Origin of the sequence: Niallia sp. NCCP-28 (assembly GCF_023168165.1) — a bacterium.
In the GTDB taxonomy this organism is placed as follows: Bacteria; Bacillota; Bacilli; order Bacillales; family Cytobacillaceae; genus Niallia.
The window spans coordinates 261,238-276,820 of the sequence record NZ_BQYJ01000003.1; the positions used below are offsets into that span (position 1 = coordinate 261,238).

At 33.7% G+C, this 15,583-nt stretch carries 23 protein-coding genes; 18 read left to right on the top strand and 5 right to left on the bottom strand.

Going from position 1 to position 15,583, the window contains the following annotated elements:
- Positions 1-192 precede the first annotated feature (192 nt).
- On the top strand, positions 193-819 hold the full coding sequence (locus NCCP28_RS10610) for an NUDIX hydrolase (RefSeq protein ID WP_248561386.1): 627 nt from the start codon (positions 193-195) through the stop codon (positions 817-819).
- 30 nt (positions 820-849) lie between these two features.
- Here the strand turns inward: NCCP28_RS10610 and NCCP28_RS10615 are convergent, their stop codons facing one another.
- Together NCCP28_RS10615 and NCCP28_RS10620 are read right to left on the bottom strand one after the other, a co-directional pair.
- Positions 850-990 carry a DUF4021 domain-containing protein gene (locus NCCP28_RS10615; RefSeq protein WP_248561387.1) on the bottom strand — a complete coding sequence of 47 codons (141 nt, stop codon included), beginning with the start codon at positions 988-990 and terminating at the stop codon, positions 850-852.
- 67 nt (positions 991-1,057) lie between these two features.
- The gene (locus NCCP28_RS10620; protein ID WP_248561388.1) at positions 1,058-1,627 is read right to left on the bottom strand and encodes a CBO0543 family protein; all 570 of its coding nucleotides are present in this window, start codon (positions 1,625-1,627) and stop codon (positions 1,058-1,060) included.
- Between the two features lie 504 nt (positions 1,628-2,131).
- Here NCCP28_RS10620 and NCCP28_RS10625 point away from each other — a divergent pair.
- From NCCP28_RS10625 to NCCP28_RS10640, 4 genes are all read left to right on the top strand, one after another.
- Positions 2,132-3,031: an ROK family protein gene (locus NCCP28_RS10625; RefSeq protein ID WP_248561389.1), complete on the top strand. Its 900-nt coding sequence runs from the start codon at positions 2,132-2,134 to the stop codon at positions 3,029-3,031.
- 111 nt (positions 3,032-3,142) lie between these two features.
- Positions 3,143-3,571: a cell wall hydrolase gene (locus tag NCCP28_RS10630; protein ID WP_248561390.1), complete on the top strand. Its 429-nt coding sequence runs from the start codon at positions 3,143-3,145 to the stop codon at positions 3,569-3,571.
- 242 nt (positions 3,572-3,813) lie between these two features.
- Complete coding sequence (locus NCCP28_RS10635) at positions 3,814-4,290, top strand: YbaK/EbsC family protein (RefSeq protein WP_248561391.1); 477 nt, start codon at positions 3,814-3,816, stop codon at positions 4,288-4,290.
- Entirely contained in the window at positions 4,287-5,069 is a 783-nt protein-coding gene (locus NCCP28_RS10640) for a nucleotidyltransferase domain-containing protein (RefSeq protein ID WP_248561392.1), read from the top strand. Before NCCP28_RS10635 ends, NCCP28_RS10640 begins: the two co-directional genes overlap by 4 nt.
- Before the next feature lie 274 nt (positions 5,070-5,343).
- On the opposite strand, the gene lexA is transcribed toward NCCP28_RS10640, so the two are convergent.
- Positions 5,344-5,964, bottom strand: coding sequence for a transcriptional repressor LexA (lexA, locus tag NCCP28_RS10645; protein WP_248561393.1), 621 nt, complete (start codon positions 5,962-5,964; stop codon positions 5,344-5,346).
- A 151-nt stretch (positions 5,965-6,115) separates the two neighbouring features.
- Here lexA and yneA point away from each other — a divergent pair, with 151 nt between their 5' ends.
- The 6 genes from yneA (at position 6,116) to NCCP28_RS10675 (ending at position 10,803) form a co-directional block, all read left to right on the top strand.
- Entirely contained in the window at positions 6,116-6,430 is a 315-nt protein-coding gene (yneA, locus tag NCCP28_RS10650; RefSeq protein ID WP_248561394.1) for a cell division suppressor protein YneA, read from the top strand.
- 102 nt (positions 6,431-6,532) lie between these two features.
- On the top strand, positions 6,533-7,180 hold the full coding sequence (locus tag NCCP28_RS10655; protein WP_248561395.1) for a YneB family resolvase-like protein: 648 nt from the start codon (positions 6,533-6,535) through the stop codon (positions 7,178-7,180).
- A gap of 149 nt (positions 7,181-7,329) precedes the next feature.
- On the top strand, positions 7,330-7,563 hold the full coding sequence (locus NCCP28_RS10660; protein ID WP_248561396.1) for a DUF896 domain-containing protein: 234 nt from the start codon (positions 7,330-7,332) through the stop codon (positions 7,561-7,563).
- 283 nt (positions 7,564-7,846) lie between these two features.
- Positions 7,847-9,853, top strand: a complete 2,007-nt coding sequence (gene tkt, locus NCCP28_RS10665) for a transketolase (protein WP_248561397.1) — start codon at positions 7,847-7,849, stop codon at positions 9,851-9,853.
- Between the two features lie 211 nt (positions 9,854-10,064).
- Positions 10,065-10,505 carry a sporulation inhibitor of replication protein SirA gene (sirA, locus tag NCCP28_RS10670; protein WP_248561398.1) on the top strand — a complete coding sequence of 147 codons (441 nt, stop codon included), beginning with the start codon at positions 10,065-10,067 and terminating at the stop codon, positions 10,503-10,505.
- An 85-nt stretch (positions 10,506-10,590) separates the two neighbouring features.
- Positions 10,591-10,803 carry a YneF family protein gene (locus NCCP28_RS10675; RefSeq protein WP_101178416.1) on the top strand — a complete coding sequence of 71 codons (213 nt, stop codon included), beginning with the start codon at positions 10,591-10,593 and terminating at the stop codon, positions 10,801-10,803.
- Positions 10,804-11,256: 453 nt separating this feature from the next.
- Here the strand turns inward: NCCP28_RS10675 and NCCP28_RS10680 are convergent, their stop codons facing one another.
- Positions 11,257-11,412, bottom strand: a complete 156-nt coding sequence (locus tag NCCP28_RS10680) for an aspartyl-phosphate phosphatase Spo0E family protein (protein WP_248561399.1) — start codon at positions 11,410-11,412, stop codon at positions 11,257-11,259.
- A 302-nt stretch (positions 11,413-11,714) separates the two neighbouring features.
- On the opposite strand from NCCP28_RS10680, the gene NCCP28_RS10685 reads away from it, so the two are divergent.
- The 3 genes from NCCP28_RS10685 (at position 11,715) to NCCP28_RS10695 (ending at position 13,705) form a co-directional block, all read left to right on the top strand.
- Complete coding sequence (locus NCCP28_RS10685; protein WP_248561400.1) at positions 11,715-12,422, top strand: cytochrome c biogenesis CcdA family protein; 708 nt, start codon at positions 11,715-11,717, stop codon at positions 12,420-12,422.
- 235 nt (positions 12,423-12,657) lie between these two features.
- A complete protein-coding gene (locus NCCP28_RS10690) occupies positions 12,658-13,017 on the top strand; it encodes a response regulator (RefSeq protein WP_282579556.1) in 360 nt (119 codons plus the stop codon).
- A gap of 211 nt (positions 13,018-13,228) precedes the next feature.
- Positions 13,229-13,705: a CcdC family protein gene (locus NCCP28_RS10695; RefSeq protein WP_248561401.1), complete on the top strand. Its 477-nt coding sequence runs from the start codon at positions 13,229-13,231 to the stop codon at positions 13,703-13,705.
- Positions 13,706-13,865: 160 nt separating this feature from the next.
- Here NCCP28_RS10695 and NCCP28_RS10700 read toward each other — a convergent pair whose 3' ends face one another.
- The gene (locus NCCP28_RS10700) at positions 13,866-14,141 is read right to left on the bottom strand and encodes a phage holin family protein (protein ID WP_248561402.1); all 276 of its coding nucleotides are present in this window, start codon (positions 14,139-14,141) and stop codon (positions 13,866-13,868) included.
- 160 nt (positions 14,142-14,301) lie between these two features.
- Here NCCP28_RS10700 and NCCP28_RS10705 point away from each other — a divergent pair, with 160 nt between their 5' ends.
- The 4 genes from NCCP28_RS10705 (at position 14,302) to NCCP28_RS10720 (ending at position 15,504) form a co-directional block, all read left to right on the top strand.
- Positions 14,302-14,520: a DUF1659 domain-containing protein gene (locus tag NCCP28_RS10705; protein WP_248561403.1), complete on the top strand. Its 219-nt coding sequence runs from the start codon at positions 14,302-14,304 to the stop codon at positions 14,518-14,520.
- A 78-nt stretch (positions 14,521-14,598) separates the two neighbouring features.
- Positions 14,599-14,814: a DUF2922 domain-containing protein gene (locus NCCP28_RS10710; RefSeq protein ID WP_248561404.1), complete on the top strand. Its 216-nt coding sequence runs from the start codon at positions 14,599-14,601 to the stop codon at positions 14,812-14,814.
- Between the two features lie 74 nt (positions 14,815-14,888).
- A complete protein-coding gene (locus tag NCCP28_RS10715; RefSeq protein ID WP_101178432.1) occupies positions 14,889-15,026 on the top strand; it encodes a YvrJ family protein in 138 nt (45 codons plus the stop codon).
- 277 nt (positions 15,027-15,303) lie between these two features.
- Positions 15,304-15,504 (top strand): cold-shock protein, encoded by a 201-nt coding sequence (locus tag NCCP28_RS10720; RefSeq protein WP_248561405.1) that lies wholly within the window; start codon positions 15,304-15,306, stop codon positions 15,502-15,504.
- Positions 15,505-15,583: the final 79 nt, after the last annotated feature.

Consider the following 15,583-nt stretch of genomic DNA (forward strand, 5'->3'; position numbering starts at 1 on the left):
TCCAGACGATGGTTTAATAGCATCTGCTTTTTTGTAGCCTATCTCCTATTTTGTCTCAGGCTGCCGCCATCCATTAATAAATAAAAAAATTGGCGATGGATAGTTTATTTTGGTGGGTTTTTATGTACGGTAAGAAGTATTCGAACGACGTCAATGATACAATAAAAAATAATGCAGCAGAGGAGCAGAATAATGGAACAGGAATTAATTACGATATACGATGAAAACTTAACAGAGATAGGAAGCAAGAGCCGAAAAGAAATACATGAAAAAGGATACTGGCATAAAACTTTTCATTGCTGGATTCTTTTAAAGGAACAAGGACGATATTCTATTTATTTGCAATTGCGAAGTGGTGATAAAAAGGATTATCCTGATTTATTTGATATTACTGCAGCAGGGCATCTTATGGCACATGAAACAGTAGAAGATGGCATAAGAGAAGTGAAAGAAGAACTTGGCATTGATATAAAGCATGAGGATCTAATTTCATTAGGAGTTGTTAAGAATACAATCCAAACAAATAGGATGATTGATAATGAATTTAGCCATTTATATTTGTGTGTGTTTGAAAAAGAACCACCATTTTGTTTGCAAAAGGAAGAAGTTGCTGGGATTGTAAAAGGAGATTTTGCTGACTTTTATCAATTGTGTATAGAGGAACAAAAATCGATGAAAGTGGAGAGGGTTACCGTGAGTGCAGACAACAAAATAGAAGATCTTAAAAAATTGATCGGTAAAGCAGACTTTGTTCCACATGAAGAATCCTATTTTAGAAAAGCTGCTTCATTAATGAAACAATATTTAGACAGAAAATAAGCAGCAGGTGGCTATCCTGCTGCTTTGCTTTTAGGAAGGATGTTTTTGTGCATCTTCTTCCTTTGTTTCCGCCATGCCATATAATCCATTCATTTCCTGTTCATCAGGGTCAAGCCCTAAATCTTTTTTTTGCTGCAATAATTTTTCTTTTTCCAGCTGTCTTTTTTCCAAAAGAAATCACCTCTTTTATTAGCTTCTGTTAAATTGTATAGATTATGCGGAAAGTTTGCTTCTTTTATTATAAATCTATCTCTACTTTTCTCTTTAGCCATGCTATAAAAAGTTTAAGAAAAAGCCCAAGAAAAAAAAATCCAATAAAAGAATACGTATGGTGCCAATTTGAACCTAATTTAAACATCCCTAAATATAAAAATATTGGTTCAATGATATAAGCAAATACAATCGCCCATATTATATTTACAAAAAGAAAAGAAATCCATTTGTTAAAGTATTGATATATTAGCATTGCTGAAATAGGAATAACGACAAAGTCAGCAGGAATGAGCGGCGGAATCCACGGAAGAAATTTATCTGGGTAATCCCATAACATCATTTCTGTTCCCATTACATCTAATACCATTGCAATACTTGCACACATTAATCCATAAGAAAATAATTCGAAAAAACGTTTTTTATCTACTAATTTCCACCAGATAAAATAAGGGATAATGGTGCTGCACAAAAGAATCCACCAGTTGAGCGTAAATAAATCTGTATGAATCCAATGGGAATAAGAAAGTTTTATTAGTTTTATTTTTTCTGCTTCTATTTCTGAAGAAGAAGGAATGTGAAGAAGGAGAAATTCCATTAAATCACATCATTTCTATAATATTTGAGAAATTCCTACTTAGCTTGCTCTAATAAAAGGAAATTATGTTGATTCTTTTTCGCTTTTTAAGAGGATTCCTATGATTTTCTAATGTATCACTATATTTATTTGTATGCTCTTGCCTGCTTTCGGACAAACTAGAAATAAGTGAAGGGATGATACACAGATGCTAAAAAAAATAAAAGCAAATAAAGTATACATAGAAGGAATTTTTTTTATTTTATTTATTAGTACAATTATAATGGTTAGTTATATACTTGGTTTTTCAGATTTGAAAAAAATACTTGGTTTATAAAAACTTTAAAGAGGAGAAAATTTTCCTTTTTAAAGTTTTTTTATGTACAAAAGCAGGAAAATGAAAAAATAGATAGAAAACCCTTTCATATGCTGAAATAGCTGCGTTTTTGCTGAATTTTTATTTATTTTTGATAGGTGGTTTTACTAGCGGGCACAGATCTTATACTTGGTTTGGGGGAATGTAAAATGGACAAATATATAGCTTTTGATGTTGGCGGAACTAATGTGAAACATGCGTTATTATTTGAAGACAGCAATATAATAAACAATGGAAAATATAAAACAGATTGTACCGATTTAGCCGCATTTTTAGATGGGATGTTTCATACCATTCTTACTTATAAAAAAAAGCATGATATTAAAGGAATCGCTATTAGTTTGCCAGGTTATATTAATCCAAAAACGGGTTATTCTGAAAATGCTGGGTTCATTGAGGCATTGCATAATCAAAATATCAAAAAAATGCTAGAAGAAAAGCTAGGAATTGCTGTGACTGTAGAAAATGACGGAAATTGTGCAGCATTGGCGGAAAAATGGAATGGAAATGCTGTTGAATGCAAAAATTTTATCTGCATGACTATTGGAACAGGGATTGGGGGCGGCATTATGATAAATGATGCTTTATTGCATGGTGCAAGATTTAAAGGCGGAGAATTTGGGCATATGTACATTCAGACAAAAGATGGTTTAAAGGAAAACCTTCATAAAAGTGCTTCAACAAGCGCTTTAATTTCAGCATATCGGCAATTAAAACAATTAAACTTATCAGAAAAAGTAGACGGCGAAGAAATTTTTAAAGAGGCAGAAAGCAATAAAGAAGTGCAAAAAGTTATGCAGCAATGGTACAAAAATATTAGTTATGGTGTTTTTAATTTAGCAGTCACATTTAATCCAGAAAAAATTTTGATTGGCGGTGGAGTAAGTGAAAGAAATGAGTTGATTTACCATGTGGTCAAGCATTTAGAGACAATTCCTCGTTGGGAAGAATTTAAAGTTCCTATTGATGCTTGCAAACATAAAAATAATGCAGGGGTAATTGGAGCGCTGCATCATTTTTTGAAAGTCAATAAAAAGCTGGTGAGTTGATTTGTCTGATGCAACTAGTAATGGCTGGGCTTTTTCTGCTGAAATAAGTTTTTTCAAACAGTAATGGGATAAGGCCTCTTATAATATGATGAAAATGTAGGGGGTGAAGCTATGGCGGTAGTAAAAGCAACAAATGCAGATATTGATTTATTGGCACGGCTTCTTCGAGCAGAAGCAGAAGGAGAAGGAGAACAGGGAATGCTGATGGTTGGAAATGTAGGGATTAACCGAATGAGAGCAAACTGTTCTGATTTTAAGGGAATAAGAACTGTTTCGGAGATGATTTATCAGCCACATGCTTTCGAAGCAACAACAAAAGGGTATTTTTATCAGAGGGCACGAGAAAGCGAAAAAAGGTTGGCACAGCGCGCGATAAACGGAGAAAGGTTATGGCCTTCCAAGTATAGTTTATGGTATTTTCGACCACCTGGCGACTGCCCGCCAACATGGTATAATCAGCCGCATGTAGGAAGATATAAACTTCATTGTTTTTATGAACCAACTGCACAAGAATGTGAAAATGTGTATAACACTTTTTGAAAGCAGGAAAAAAGACGGATGATGTGATCTGTCTTTTTTTGTTTAGGCTATGTTAAGTCATTTGTTGATCTATCCTATTGATTGGAGTGGAATGCACTTGTCGGCGGAAAGCGGCTGTCATTCCCTGAAATCAACAGCCAAGTTTATATATATATGTAAAAAGGAAAAAGTACTGTTTGAGATAAATCGGTGCAAATGGTATATTGTTAAAAAAGTAAAAATATTTAGAGGAGTTAAATCTTATGGCAATCGAACAAGTAAAAACATATTTAAAAAGATGGAATAAAGAAATGGATATTCAAGAATTTGAACAGTCTAGTGCAACCGTTTTGGAAGCTGCAAGTGCATTAGGAGTAAAGCCGGAAAGGATTGCGAAAACACTTTCTTTTCGTAAAGGCGAGAATGCTGTTTTATTAGTAGCCGCGGGCGACGGAAAAGTGGACAATAAAAAATTCCGGGCAGTTTTTGGAGAAAAGCCGCGCATGCTTACAGCAGAAGAAGTATTGGATAAAACTGGACATGCCGTTGGCGGAGTCTGTCCTTTTGGTTTAAAAGAAGATCTAGATGTATACTTGGATCAATCACTTAAGCGGTTTTCTAGTGTTTTTCCTGCATGTGGAAGCAGCAATTCAGCGATTGAATTAACAAATGAAGAACTATATTTGCTTGGAAATGCTAAAGGCTGGGTAGATGTTTGTAAGGGTTGGGAACTGGAATGAAAACAGACATAAAAAATAAGCTCGCAACAATAGAAAAAGAGCACCAAATAAAAATTCTTTATGCTTGTGAGGCGGGCAGTCGTACATATGGTTTATCTTCACCAGATAGTGATTTTGATATTCGGTTTCTTTATATACATCCTAAAGAATGGTATTTATCATTAGATAAAAACAAGGATGTAATCGAATTGCCAATTACAGAAAGTTTAGATATGAGCGGCTGGGAGCTAACAAAAGGATTAAGGCTTCTGCGTAAATCGAATCCCGCTTTATTAGAGTGGCTGCAAGCAGAAGGGGTTTATTATCAAAATGATTACTTTTTCGCAAAAATAAGTGAAATAAAAGAACAAGCATTTAATCCCCGTGCTTGCTATTACCATTACATGCATATGGCAAATAGAAATGAACAAAAAAGCCAAAGAATCAAGGGACAAAAAATAAAAGTCATTTTTCACATAATGCGTCCCCTTTTAGCTTGTCGATGGATTGAACAAAAGCATACGTTTCCGCCGAATCACTTTTTGGCATTAGTAGATGAGCTAGTAGATGATGAGGCATTAAAAAAAGAGATAGCAAATTTGGTGAAAGCCAAAAATAATGGGAGCACCACTTATCAGAAAGAGGATATAAAAAGGATTACCAGTTTTATTCAACAGCAATTAACAGGAATAGATCAAGCTGCAAGCTGTATTTCAAGCGGTTTAGAAGATGAAAGAGAACTAACTTTATCACTTGATAATTTATTTCGGGATGTTTTGCATGCAAATCGGACAAATTGAATTTTCTATTCATTTCGTCCGATTGCTCATTTATTTGGAATAAAACGGATGCTTTAATAGTATTAAAGCAAAATAAAATGCGTGGTGGGACGAATTTAAAAAGATTGGTCAGGATTTGAGGAATATTTTCTGGAATGTGAGGATTTTAGTAAATTCCAATAAAAAACGACCAAAAGCTGGCCGTTTTATTTTTGAATAGTATCTATTATATGCTGACATACTAGTTATAAAATAAGACAAAGATAAGATTTAGTTAGCTCCACCCAGCCAAGCATCACTGGATATGGCGATATACGCCTATTACTTTTCCGAGAATTGTTACATTTCGCAAAATAATGGGTTCCATTGTGCTGTTTTCAGGCTGCAAACGAATAGAATCCTTTTCTTTGAAAAAGCGTTTTACAGTCGCTTCATCTTCTTCTGTCATTGCCACAACAATATCTCCATTGTTAGCTGAGTTTTGCTGGCGTACAATGACATAGTCGCCATCTAAAATTCCTGCTTCAATCATACTTTCGCCCATAATTTCAAGCATAAATACATGCTCGTCTTTTGGGGCAAGCCTTTCTGGCAGCGGAAAGTATTCCTCGACATTTTCAATAGCGGTAATAGGCATCCCAGCCGTCACTTTTCCTACTACTGGAACATTAATAATATTATATTTTGGTATATTATTTTCTTCTAAGCCTAGTATTTCAATAGCACGGGGTTTGGTCGGATCTCTTCTGATTAGCCCTTTGCTTTCCAATCTTGCCAAATGACCATGCACAGTCGAACTCGATGCAAGACCGACTGCTTCAGCAATTTCTCTAACAGAAGGTGGATATCCTTTTTGACGCACTTCATCTTTTATATAATCTAATATATCTAGCTGCCTTTTAGAAAGTTTTTGCATTATATGCACCTCTAGTCATTTTTCTTATGGCAATTATAGCATGTATTGCTAATTGATACAAACATAAGTTCTGATTTTTGTTGACATAAAACATTTGTTCGTATTAATATGGGTATGTAAACGAACGTATATTCTGTAGAGGTGATTTTTTATGTGGCAAAAAATTTGGACCAATTATTCTTATACTATTATTCTATTTATTTTCAGTATATTAACATGTGCTACGATTGTGCTATATAATAATGCTAATCATGATAAACAATATGTAACGATTAAGGTGGAACAAGGGGATTCATTATGGAGCATTTCTGAAAAGTATAATGGGAAATATAGTATGTCAAAAAAACAATTTATCAAATGGGTGGAAACGAAAAATCGATTGGCAGCTAATCAGCTTACAGCAGGAAAAGAAATTATTATTCCAATAAAAGCAGAAGACGAAAATATTCAATTAGCTTCTGATTAAAAGAACTAGAACAAATAAGATCAAGATACATAACAATTTGAAAAATAACACATAAACTTCTTTGAAAATAACAGAAAAATAGAGATAGCGGTGATGTTTTTAATGAATGCAATTATTTATTGCCGAGTAAGCACAGATAAAAAAGAGCAAGAGACTTCACTTAAAAGGCAGGAAGAAGAACTGCTGCTGCTTGCAAAAGTGCATAAATTTCATGTGGCCGATATAATAAAAGAACAAGCAAGCGGATTTGAATTAGAGCGTGATGGCATTTTAGATTTGCTGACAAGAATAAAAGACAAAGATATTGGAGCTATCTTGATACAAGATGAAACAAGGCTTGGAAGAGGGAATGCAAAAATTGCCATTTTGCACTGCATTTTAAGAGAAAACGTAAAGCTTTACAGCATATCATCTTCTGGAGAACTCGTACTTTCAGATGCTGACTCCATGGTGCTGCAGATTGTTAGTCTAGTAGAAGAATACCAGCGCAAAATCCATAATATAAAAATTAAAAGAGGGATGAAAAGAGCGGTAGAAAATGGCTATAATCCAGCTGGAAATTTAAAAAATCAAGGCAATAATGCCGGCAGGCTGCGCAAGGATGTTCCGATAGAAGAGATTGCCAAACTAAAAGAAAATGGCTTAACCTTTGCGGAAATTGCTGCAACATTAAAAGGATTTGGCTTTTCCATTTCGAAAGCCACCGTACATAGAAGATATCAAGAATACAAAGATCAAGAACATAAGTAGACTTAAACTACTGTTCGTTTAATAAAATGATTAATTTTTTTTCCTATGGTATAATTATTTTTTAGCAATAAATGAACTTCGTTTAATTACACGGTAATAATTGCTATATGGCTGTTTTATAAATACTATAGATTTTAAAGGAGTTTTATATGATTTCAAATACTAAGTTAGCACGTATAAATGAACTGGCCAAGAAAAAAAAGGAAGTAGGATTAACCGAAACAGAAGCAAAAGAACAAACGGCGCTTAGAGCAGAATATTTAAAAGGCTTCCGTTCGACTATGTTAAATACTTTGGAAGGTGTTACGATTTATGATCCTAATGGCGAAGATGTAACGCCGCAGAAATTAAAAGATATGCAAAATAAAAAGAAATTGCATTAATGCAATTTCTTTTTATTTTTTTTTGTGAAAAAGGAAACGAAAATTTAAAGAAGCTGCTATATATTTAACTGGGGAGTATGAAAAAATATTTTTTATTTGTACGAAATTATAAAAAATTTTTTTCGTCAAATCCCTTTAATACTAGGGTTTTTGCTGTTTTCTTTAAAATAAATAAAATAAATATTAAAATTTTTTTAATATTTATTGATTCTATTAGTTGTTTTATGGAACAATCGCATTTAATATAATAGTGTAAGGAATAATGAATGAGAGGATGTTTTACATGACAGCAAATATTGATAGTTTATCGATTAATTCGATAAGAACTTTATCAATTGATAGTATCGAGAAAGCAAATTCTGGTCATCCTGGGATGCCAATGGGAGCAGCTCCAATGGCGTATACGTTATGGACTTCCTTTATGAATCATAATCCAAAAAATCCTAAATGGTTCAACCGTGATCGTTTTGTATTATCTGCAGGTCATGGATCTGCATTATTATATAGCTTGCTGCATTTATCAGGTTATGATTTATCTATCGATGATTTAAAACAATTCCGTCAATGGGGAAGCAAAACTCCAGGACACCCAGAGTTTGGGCATACAGCTGGCGTTGATGCAACTACTGGACCACTTGGACAAGGGATTGCAATGGCAGTGGGTATGGCACTGGCAGAACGGCATTTAGCAGAAACTTATAATAGAGATGCATATAATGTTGTAGACCATTATACATATAGCATTTGTGGCGATGGAGATTTAATGGAAGGGGTTTCAGCTGAGGCTGCTTCATTAGCTGGTCACTTAAAACTTGGAAGACTAGTTGTTCTGTACGATTCCAACGATATTTCATTAGATGGCGACTTAGACAAATCATTTTCTGAAAGCGTGGAACAAAGATTTAAATCCTATGGCTGGCAATATATCCGTGTAGAAGACGGCAATGATATTGCAGCATTAACAAGCGGATTAGAAGAAGCAAAACAAGATGAAAATCGACCAACTATTATTGAAGTGAAAACAGTTATTGGCTATGGCTCACCAAATAAAGCTGGAAAATCAGCTTCGCACGGTTCTCCACTTGGTGCAGATGAAATGAAATTAACAAAAGATGCTTATAAATGGACATTTGAAGAAGATTTTTATGTTCCAGAAGAAGTATATGCACATTTTAAAGAGAAAATTGCAGATGCAGGCGCATCAAAAGAACAACAATGGGAAGACATGCTTGCTAAATATGAAGCAGAATTTCCTGAATTGGCAAAACAATTTAAAGTGGCAACTTCTGAAACGCTTCCAGAAGGATGGGATAAAGATATTCCAGTTTATGAAGAAGGTTCAAGCTTAGCCAGCCGTGCTTCATCTGGAGAGGTTTTAAATGCAATTGCGAAAAACTTGCCATCTTTTATTGGCGGATCTGCTGATTTAGCTGGAAGTAACAATACAATGATTAAAGGAGATAAAGATTTAATTCCTGAACATTATGATGGCCGCAATATTTGGTTTGGAGTTCGTGAATTTGCAATGGGCGCTGCATTAAATGGTGCTGCATTGCATGGCGGAGTGAAAATTTTTGGCGGAACGTTCTTCGTATTCTCTGATTATTTAAAACCAGCTATCCGTCTTGCAGCTCTTATGGGACTGCCTGTAACATATGTATTTACACATGATAGCATTGCCGTTGGAGAAGATGGTCCAACACATGAGCCTATTGAACAACTAGCAGGATTGCGTGCATTGCCAAATCTTTCTGTTATTCGTCCGGCTGATGGTAATGAAACTGCTGCTGCATGGAAAGTAGCTGTTGAATCAACAAATCAGCCAACTGCTCTTGTGTTAACAAGACAAAACTTGCCAACTATTAAAGATACTGATAAAAATGCATATGAAGGTGTAACAAAAGGAGCATATGTTATCTCTCCATCATCACAAGAAACACCTGATGCTTTATTAGTTGCAGCAGGATCTGAAGTTGGATTAGCTGTTCAAGCACAAAAAGCATTAGAAGCTGAAGGCATTCACACTTCTGTTGTAAGTATGCCTTCATGGGATCGTTTTGAAAAGCAATCACAAGAATATAAAAACTCTGTACTGCCTAAAACAGTCAAAAAGCGTCTTGCGCTTGAGATGGGAAGTTCTTTAGGCTGGCATCGATATGCTGGAGATGAAGGCGATGTATTGGCTATTGATACATTTGGAGCATCTGCACCTGGTAACAAAGTTTTAGAAGAGTATGGATTTACGGTAAATAATGTTGTTGCACGTGTAAAAGCATTATTAGACAAATAATCGTAAAATCAGCTAAAAAAATCTAGAAAAAAGGAGCGGCATGAATGCTGCTCCTTTTTTCCTAAACATGTTCAAAAGAAAATTTTTTGTCTTTTTATAAAAAAATCTCTATTCGACAAAACTAGTCTGTTTTTTTTACAGCTAAAGACAAAACTTGTACTCGTTCCTTTTTATAATAATAAAAAGACGTTAAGGCAGGTGGAGAGCGAGTATGAGAAAATATCAATTGTATTTAATAGAAGAAAGTGTAGCTCTACATTATAACGGAAAAGAAAAATTAATTTACAATCTATTTTTGGAGCATACTACTACCAAGGATGCTGCTTTAAAAGCCATTTTGCAAAAACAGATTGACTACATAACTCGGCCTATTCCCGTATGGAAAATACAGCAAGTCTTATTAATAGAATCACAAAAAAAGAATTGGTTTGAACGAAAAGATGATGGGTACTATATTAAAAATGATCATGCAAGCAATGCGGCATTGTCGATTTTTAATGATTGCTTGCAAATTGAGGCAAAGGGATATTATGATGCAGAGTTCATATTTTTTGAATTGCTTCATAAATATGAACCTAATTTTTTGGCAATTGATATAGAAAATAGTCGTTATGGTTGGTTAAAGCCAATAAAACAAAGAAATTTTGTCTGAAAAAGAGAAAATGCACGGCAGATATTGTATAATAATATCTGGTCTAGTACACTAAGTAGTAGACAACATGAAGGAGGAAAGAAGTATGTGGATTACGATTGTAGGAATCGTTGCATTACTTGCAGGGATTGCCATCGGATTTTTCATCGCCCGTAAATATATGATGAATTACCTTAAGAAAAATCCGCCAATTAACGAGCAAATGCTGAAAATGATGATGATGCAAATGGGAATGAAACCATCTCAAAAGAAAATCAATCAAATGATGTCAGCAATGAACAAACAGCAGGGCAAATAAGTTTGGTTCATTAATTGTTGTGCTGTCAAAGAGGATGGCTTAAATGGGAGTGCATATATAAGACAAGTTTACTTATAAACATTATTTCTTTATAAAATAAATGTTTTATCATATATTTGCTTTATTTATGCGTTATTTTTCATTAAAAAATGCAAAACCACTTATTCTATTGGGGAATTAGCCAATAGAATAAGTGGTTTTTTATATGAACAGTGATAATAGCTGGAATGGTATTTTTTAACGGAGAAGATGGGGAAAAGAATAGGGTAAATTAGCTGTTTTATTACTCAGCAGTAGAGGGTTTATTTTAGCCATCTGGCATTTATTGTTTACTGGCATGCCAAAAAATTCAAAAATAAACTAGGTGTTTTTTAGAACAGGATTTTGAAAAGAAGCTGATTAAAAGAACAATGGCATTTTTTCTTCTTTGAGATAGAAAAAAGGCATGCGTTTTTATTTTTTTTCGTGTGTGTTATATTTATTTAATAATTGATCTAATTCTTGGCTGCAAGCAATAGTGACATGTGCAGAAAATCCATATTTTTTTGCGATATTTATCAATTCTTCTCTTTTAGATTCAATTAGATACAGTAAGTGCCCTTTTGACATCGCTGTTTGTCCTTTCCATTTTATAATTAGGATGGGTTTGCATAAAAGCATGGAAGTAATTAAATTGCTGCCACTGCTTACAAACAACTTGGAAAGTAGCAGAATGGAAGTGTATCTACTGTTTTGAACAATAGTTTGATGAATTTATATTTTAAATTTTCTGCTTATTTACAAAAAATGAAGCACCTTCCTTAAGATAATTATAACGATACTTGGAATTAAATGCAAAAAATTGATGTCGACATATATTGGGACAGAGGGCATATAAGTAAATAGAAAGGCATGAAAAAGGAGGCTTATTTTTGACGGATATTAATTTATTTTTAGCATTAGGAGCGGGTTTTTTAAGTTTTATATCTCCTTGTTGTTTGCCCCTGTATCCAGCATTTTTATCCTACATAACGGGAATGTCACTTGAAGAAATGAAACAAGAAAGTGTGTTGTTGCATAAAAAAAGCTTTATTCATACTAGTTTATTTCTTTTAGGGTTTTCTTTTATTTTTATTGCTATGGCTTATGGCACATCGTTTATCGGTAATTTTTTTTATATGCATCAAGACGAAATAAGAAGAATAGGAGCCATCATTATTTTTCTATTTGGCTTATTTGTTTTAGGTGTCATCCGACCATCCTTTTTAATAAAGGAGCATCGCTATTCATTTAAAAATCGACCTTCTGGCTTTTTTGGCACTTTTCTTATTGGCATGAGTTTTGCTGCTGGCTGGACCCCTTGCAATGGACCTATTTTAGGTGCTGTTTTAACGCTTGCAGGGACAAACCCTGAATCTAGTTTTATTTATATGGGGAGCTATATACTAGGATTTTCTATTCCTTTTTTGTTGCTTACCTTTTTTATTGGGAGTACAAAAAAATTGAAAAAATACAATCAATTATGGATGAATATCGGTGGAGCGACGATGCTTGCGATGGGATTAGTGTTGTATTTTAATGGCATGGAATGGATCAATAGATTCTTAAGTCCTTTGTTTGGGGGATTTACTGGCTTTTAAAAAAATATATGTTTGATTCTCTCCTGTTTGGAAAAATAGGGGGTTTTTGTTTATAAAATAATTATTTTTTTCCCCATTTCATAAAGAACGCTGAAATCTGTTCTTTAACAATGGAATGGATAAATATTTATATTGAAAAGAATGGGAATTTTAGATATAGTGAATATTGTACAATTGTAAATGGTAAAATGGAATTAATTTTGAACTTCTGTCGTGTGTTAAGGAGGAAACAACGTTGGCAAGAATATTAATTGTGGATGATGCAAAGTTTATGAGAATGACTCTTACTAATATTCTCACAAAAGCAAATCATGTGGTGGTTGGTGAAGGGGAGAATGGGAAAGAAGCTATTCGCTTGTTTCGCGAGTTGGATCCTGATATTGTCACAATGGATATTACGATGCCTGAAATGAGCGGGTTAGATGCAGTCAAAGAAATAAGGAATGAATTTTCTGATGCAAAAATCATTATGTGTTCTGCAATGGGGCAGCAAAAGATGGTAGTAGAGGCGATTGAGGCAGGTGCAAAAGATTTTATTGTGAAACCTTTTGATGAAAATAGAGTAATAGATGCCATAAATAGAGTTCTTCGTTAATAAAAAGAATGTACATTGGTAAAAATGTTATGTTGTTAAAAGGGCAAAAGAACTTTTGGCAATAAAAATTACATAGAAATTTTTGAGTTGAAAGGATATGATAAAGTCAATCATATCCATTTTACTATGGGGACATACATGATATACTAAGTTTTTAGATTCAGTATAATATTAGAAAAATAATTATTAGATAAAAAAGGGGATATAACAAATGACATCTGTCATTATTTCATCTGTTATTGCTATTTTTATGGGAATAGCGGTTACTTTTGCTCGTATGAAAGCGGCAAAAAAACCAGTTTCTGCTAAAAAAATTATTCTTCCTCCACTCTTTATGAGTACAGGTGCATTTATGTTTGTATTTCCGATTTTTGCTGTTACAGGAAAAGAAATATTGGAAGCTGCAATTATTGGTATGCTGTTTTCTATTCTGTTGATTAAAACATCTAAATTTGAAGTCCGTGACAACGATATCTATTTAAAGCGATCACGGGCGTTTGTTTTTATATTATTTGGTTTATTAGCCATTCGAATTATTGCCAAACTGATATTAAGCAGTGCGATTGATGTAGGCCAATTGAGCGGCATGTTCTGGATATTGGCATTTAGCATGATTGTTCCATGGAGAATTGCAATGCTTTATTCTTACAGAAGGCTAGCGAAACAATTAGAAGCCTCATTTAAATAAATGGCAGGCTCGTTCATTATGATGGTTTGCCTAGTAATTTTATGGAAATGAAGGCATAAGAGATGACATAAAGTGAAACTTCAATCAAGCGGGTTCCAAAGCCCGTTAATGAGGGATAGATAGAACGAAAAATAGGAAAAACCATGAGCTTGAATGCAGCTCATGGTTTTTTTCTATTTTGTTGTTTAAAAGGATTTTGTTTATTCCACATTTGATGGCCTAGAACGGACACACCTGTTGCTAAAATTCCATTAGTTATTGCCTGAAAAGTAAAGCCGTAAGCAAATATTGCGAGGAGGACAGATGCGGCAAGCAAAATCCAAATAATAAGCCAGTCTACGATTTTTGGTGTCTGTTTTAATGCATACCCCAGTACCCATAAAACAGGTATTAATATATAGTAGTTTTCATTTAAATACTCTTTTAATAATTCCATCGTATTTTCTCCCATCAATTCAGTAGTAATATAGTATGAAAAAGTAAAGATGATCGTTTGTTCAAATAACTAGATTTTGATAAAAAATAGAGAAAAAGAATAATCATCCTGTCTTTTTTGGGGATGTTTTTCTATATAAAGGGTGAAGGGAGGTGAGAAAATGGCACAAACAAAATTTATGGAAACAGTGGTAAAAATGAATTTTCAAACAGGTATGAAGGAAAACGGTGAGTCTATTTACAGCAGCAAATCATTGAGAAATATTAAAGATGCAGCTACCTCAGAGGAAATTATGCAAGTGGCAGGAGCTTTGGCTTCTTTAGTAAGCTATCCCCTTGAATCGGTTGTGAAAAATGACAGTTTTAATCTATCTAAATAATGCTAGACTAGAGGATTTTTTTTGATGAATGAACCAGAAATCAACATGATGCTTAAAATATAAAGGGAGGAATAGCAAATGGCGAAAACACTGGAATTAACATTTGGAAATGAAAATGGAAAAACAACAAAGCTATCATTAGATGGGCCAATTGAACCTATTGATGCACAAAAAGTTTTAGCGGCCATGCAAAGCATTATTCAAGCAAATATTTTTGTGACAACAAATGGATCCTTTGTTTCTGCAGAAGGAATTCGTCTGATTGAACGCAATGTTACTGATTATGAAGTCTAATTAAAAAGAACAGTTGGGGACATGGAAATTCAATTATCCATGGTCTCAACTAGCAAAGGAGTGAAGATGATACATTGAATGAGATCATTTCTTTTATCAGCCAAGTCGGATTTCCGATTGTTGTAAGCTTCTATTTATTAAATCGGATTGAAGCTAAGCTAGATATTATGATTCAGTCTATTCAAAACTTATCTCGCTATAATATTGAATAAAAAATAGAATAGTAAAATGCGAATAAAAGAAGGGTTCACTTCTAAGAAACTATTATTCCACAAATAATTATCTGAAAAATGAAAGGGTTTTCTATTGACAGAAATAGTTAAAGATGTTAAATTTACATTAACCGTTATGAAACGTATTTGGTATTTGCAATTCAAATGATCGAATAATCATTGTTTGAGAGATTGAAAGTAGAAATGCTTTATGCGCTTTTTAAAATGGTAAATTTTACACAAAGCTTTTGTAAGCTTATAGGAGGATTTCTTTCATATGAAAAACGGTAAAGTAAAATGGTTTAATGCAGAAAAAGGTTTTGGATTTATTGAAGCAGAAGATGGAAATGATGTATTTGTACATTATTCAGCAATCCAAATAGACGGATTCAAATCATTAGAAGAAGGCCAAGATGTTTCATTTGAAGTAGTTGAAGGAGCTCGTGGACCACAAGCTGCTAATGTAACAAAAATCTAATCATACTATAATAAATCAAAAGCTGCCATTTTTTTAATGGCAGCTTTTTTGCATGTATTTTTTTTGCTGCCAAAGTTGA

What these genes read in the sequence shown, in the direction of transcription:
- NCCP28_RS10695 (WP_248561401.1), top strand. Translation starts at nt 13,229, where the DNA reads ATGACATCTGTCATTATTTCATCTGTTATTGCTATTTTTATGGGAATA.
- NCCP28_RS10680 (WP_248561399.1), bottom strand. Translation starts at nt 11,412, where the DNA reads ATGTCAAAAGGGCACTTACTGTATCTAATTGAATCTAAAAGAGAAGAA.
- sirA (WP_248561398.1), top strand. Translation starts at nt 10,065, where the DNA reads ATGAGAAAATATCAATTGTATTTAATAGAAGAAAGTGTAGCTCTACAT.
- tkt (WP_248561397.1), top strand. Translation starts at nt 7,847, where the DNA reads ATGACAGCAAATATTGATAGTTTATCGATTAATTCGATAAGAACTTTA.
- NCCP28_RS10620 (WP_248561388.1), bottom strand. Translation starts at nt 1,627, where the DNA reads ATGGAATTTCTCCTTCTTCACATTCCTTCTTCTTCAGAAATAGAAGCA.
- NCCP28_RS10720 (WP_248561405.1), top strand. Translation starts at nt 15,304, where the DNA reads ATGAAAAACGGTAAAGTAAAATGGTTTAATGCAGAAAAAGGTTTTGGA.
- lexA (WP_248561393.1), bottom strand. Translation starts at nt 5,964, where the DNA reads ATGCAAAAACTTTCTAAAAGGCAGCTAGATATATTAGATTATATAAAA.
- NCCP28_RS10675 (WP_101178416.1), top strand. Translation starts at nt 10,591, where the DNA reads ATGTGGATTACGATTGTAGGAATCGTTGCATTACTTGCAGGGATTGCC.
- NCCP28_RS10640 (WP_248561392.1), top strand. Translation starts at nt 4,287, where the DNA reads ATGAAAACAGACATAAAAAATAAGCTCGCAACAATAGAAAAAGAGCAC.
- NCCP28_RS10655 (WP_248561395.1), top strand. Translation starts at nt 6,533, where the DNA reads ATGAATGCAATTATTTATTGCCGAGTAAGCACAGATAAAAAAGAGCAA.
- NCCP28_RS10710 (WP_248561404.1), top strand. Translation starts at nt 14,599, where the DNA reads ATGGCGAAAACACTGGAATTAACATTTGGAAATGAAAATGGAAAAACA.
- NCCP28_RS10610 (WP_248561386.1), top strand. Translation starts at nt 193, where the DNA reads ATGGAACAGGAATTAATTACGATATACGATGAAAACTTAACAGAGATA.
- NCCP28_RS10705 (WP_248561403.1), top strand. Translation starts at nt 14,302, where the DNA reads ATGGCACAAACAAAATTTATGGAAACAGTGGTAAAAATGAATTTTCAA.
- NCCP28_RS10630 (WP_248561390.1), top strand. Translation starts at nt 3,143, where the DNA reads ATGGCGGTAGTAAAAGCAACAAATGCAGATATTGATTTATTGGCACGG.
- NCCP28_RS10635 (WP_248561391.1), top strand. Translation starts at nt 3,814, where the DNA reads ATGGCAATCGAACAAGTAAAAACATATTTAAAAAGATGGAATAAAGAA.
- yneA (WP_248561394.1), top strand. Translation starts at nt 6,116, where the DNA reads ATGTGGCAAAAAATTTGGACCAATTATTCTTATACTATTATTCTATTT.
- NCCP28_RS10625 (WP_248561389.1), top strand. Translation starts at nt 2,132, where the DNA reads ATGGACAAATATATAGCTTTTGATGTTGGCGGAACTAATGTGAAACAT.
- NCCP28_RS10660 (WP_248561396.1), top strand. Translation starts at nt 7,330, where the DNA reads ATGATTTCAAATACTAAGTTAGCACGTATAAATGAACTGGCCAAGAAA.
- NCCP28_RS10700 (WP_248561402.1), bottom strand. Translation starts at nt 14,141, where the DNA reads ATGGAATTATTAAAAGAGTATTTAAATGAAAACTACTATATATTAATA.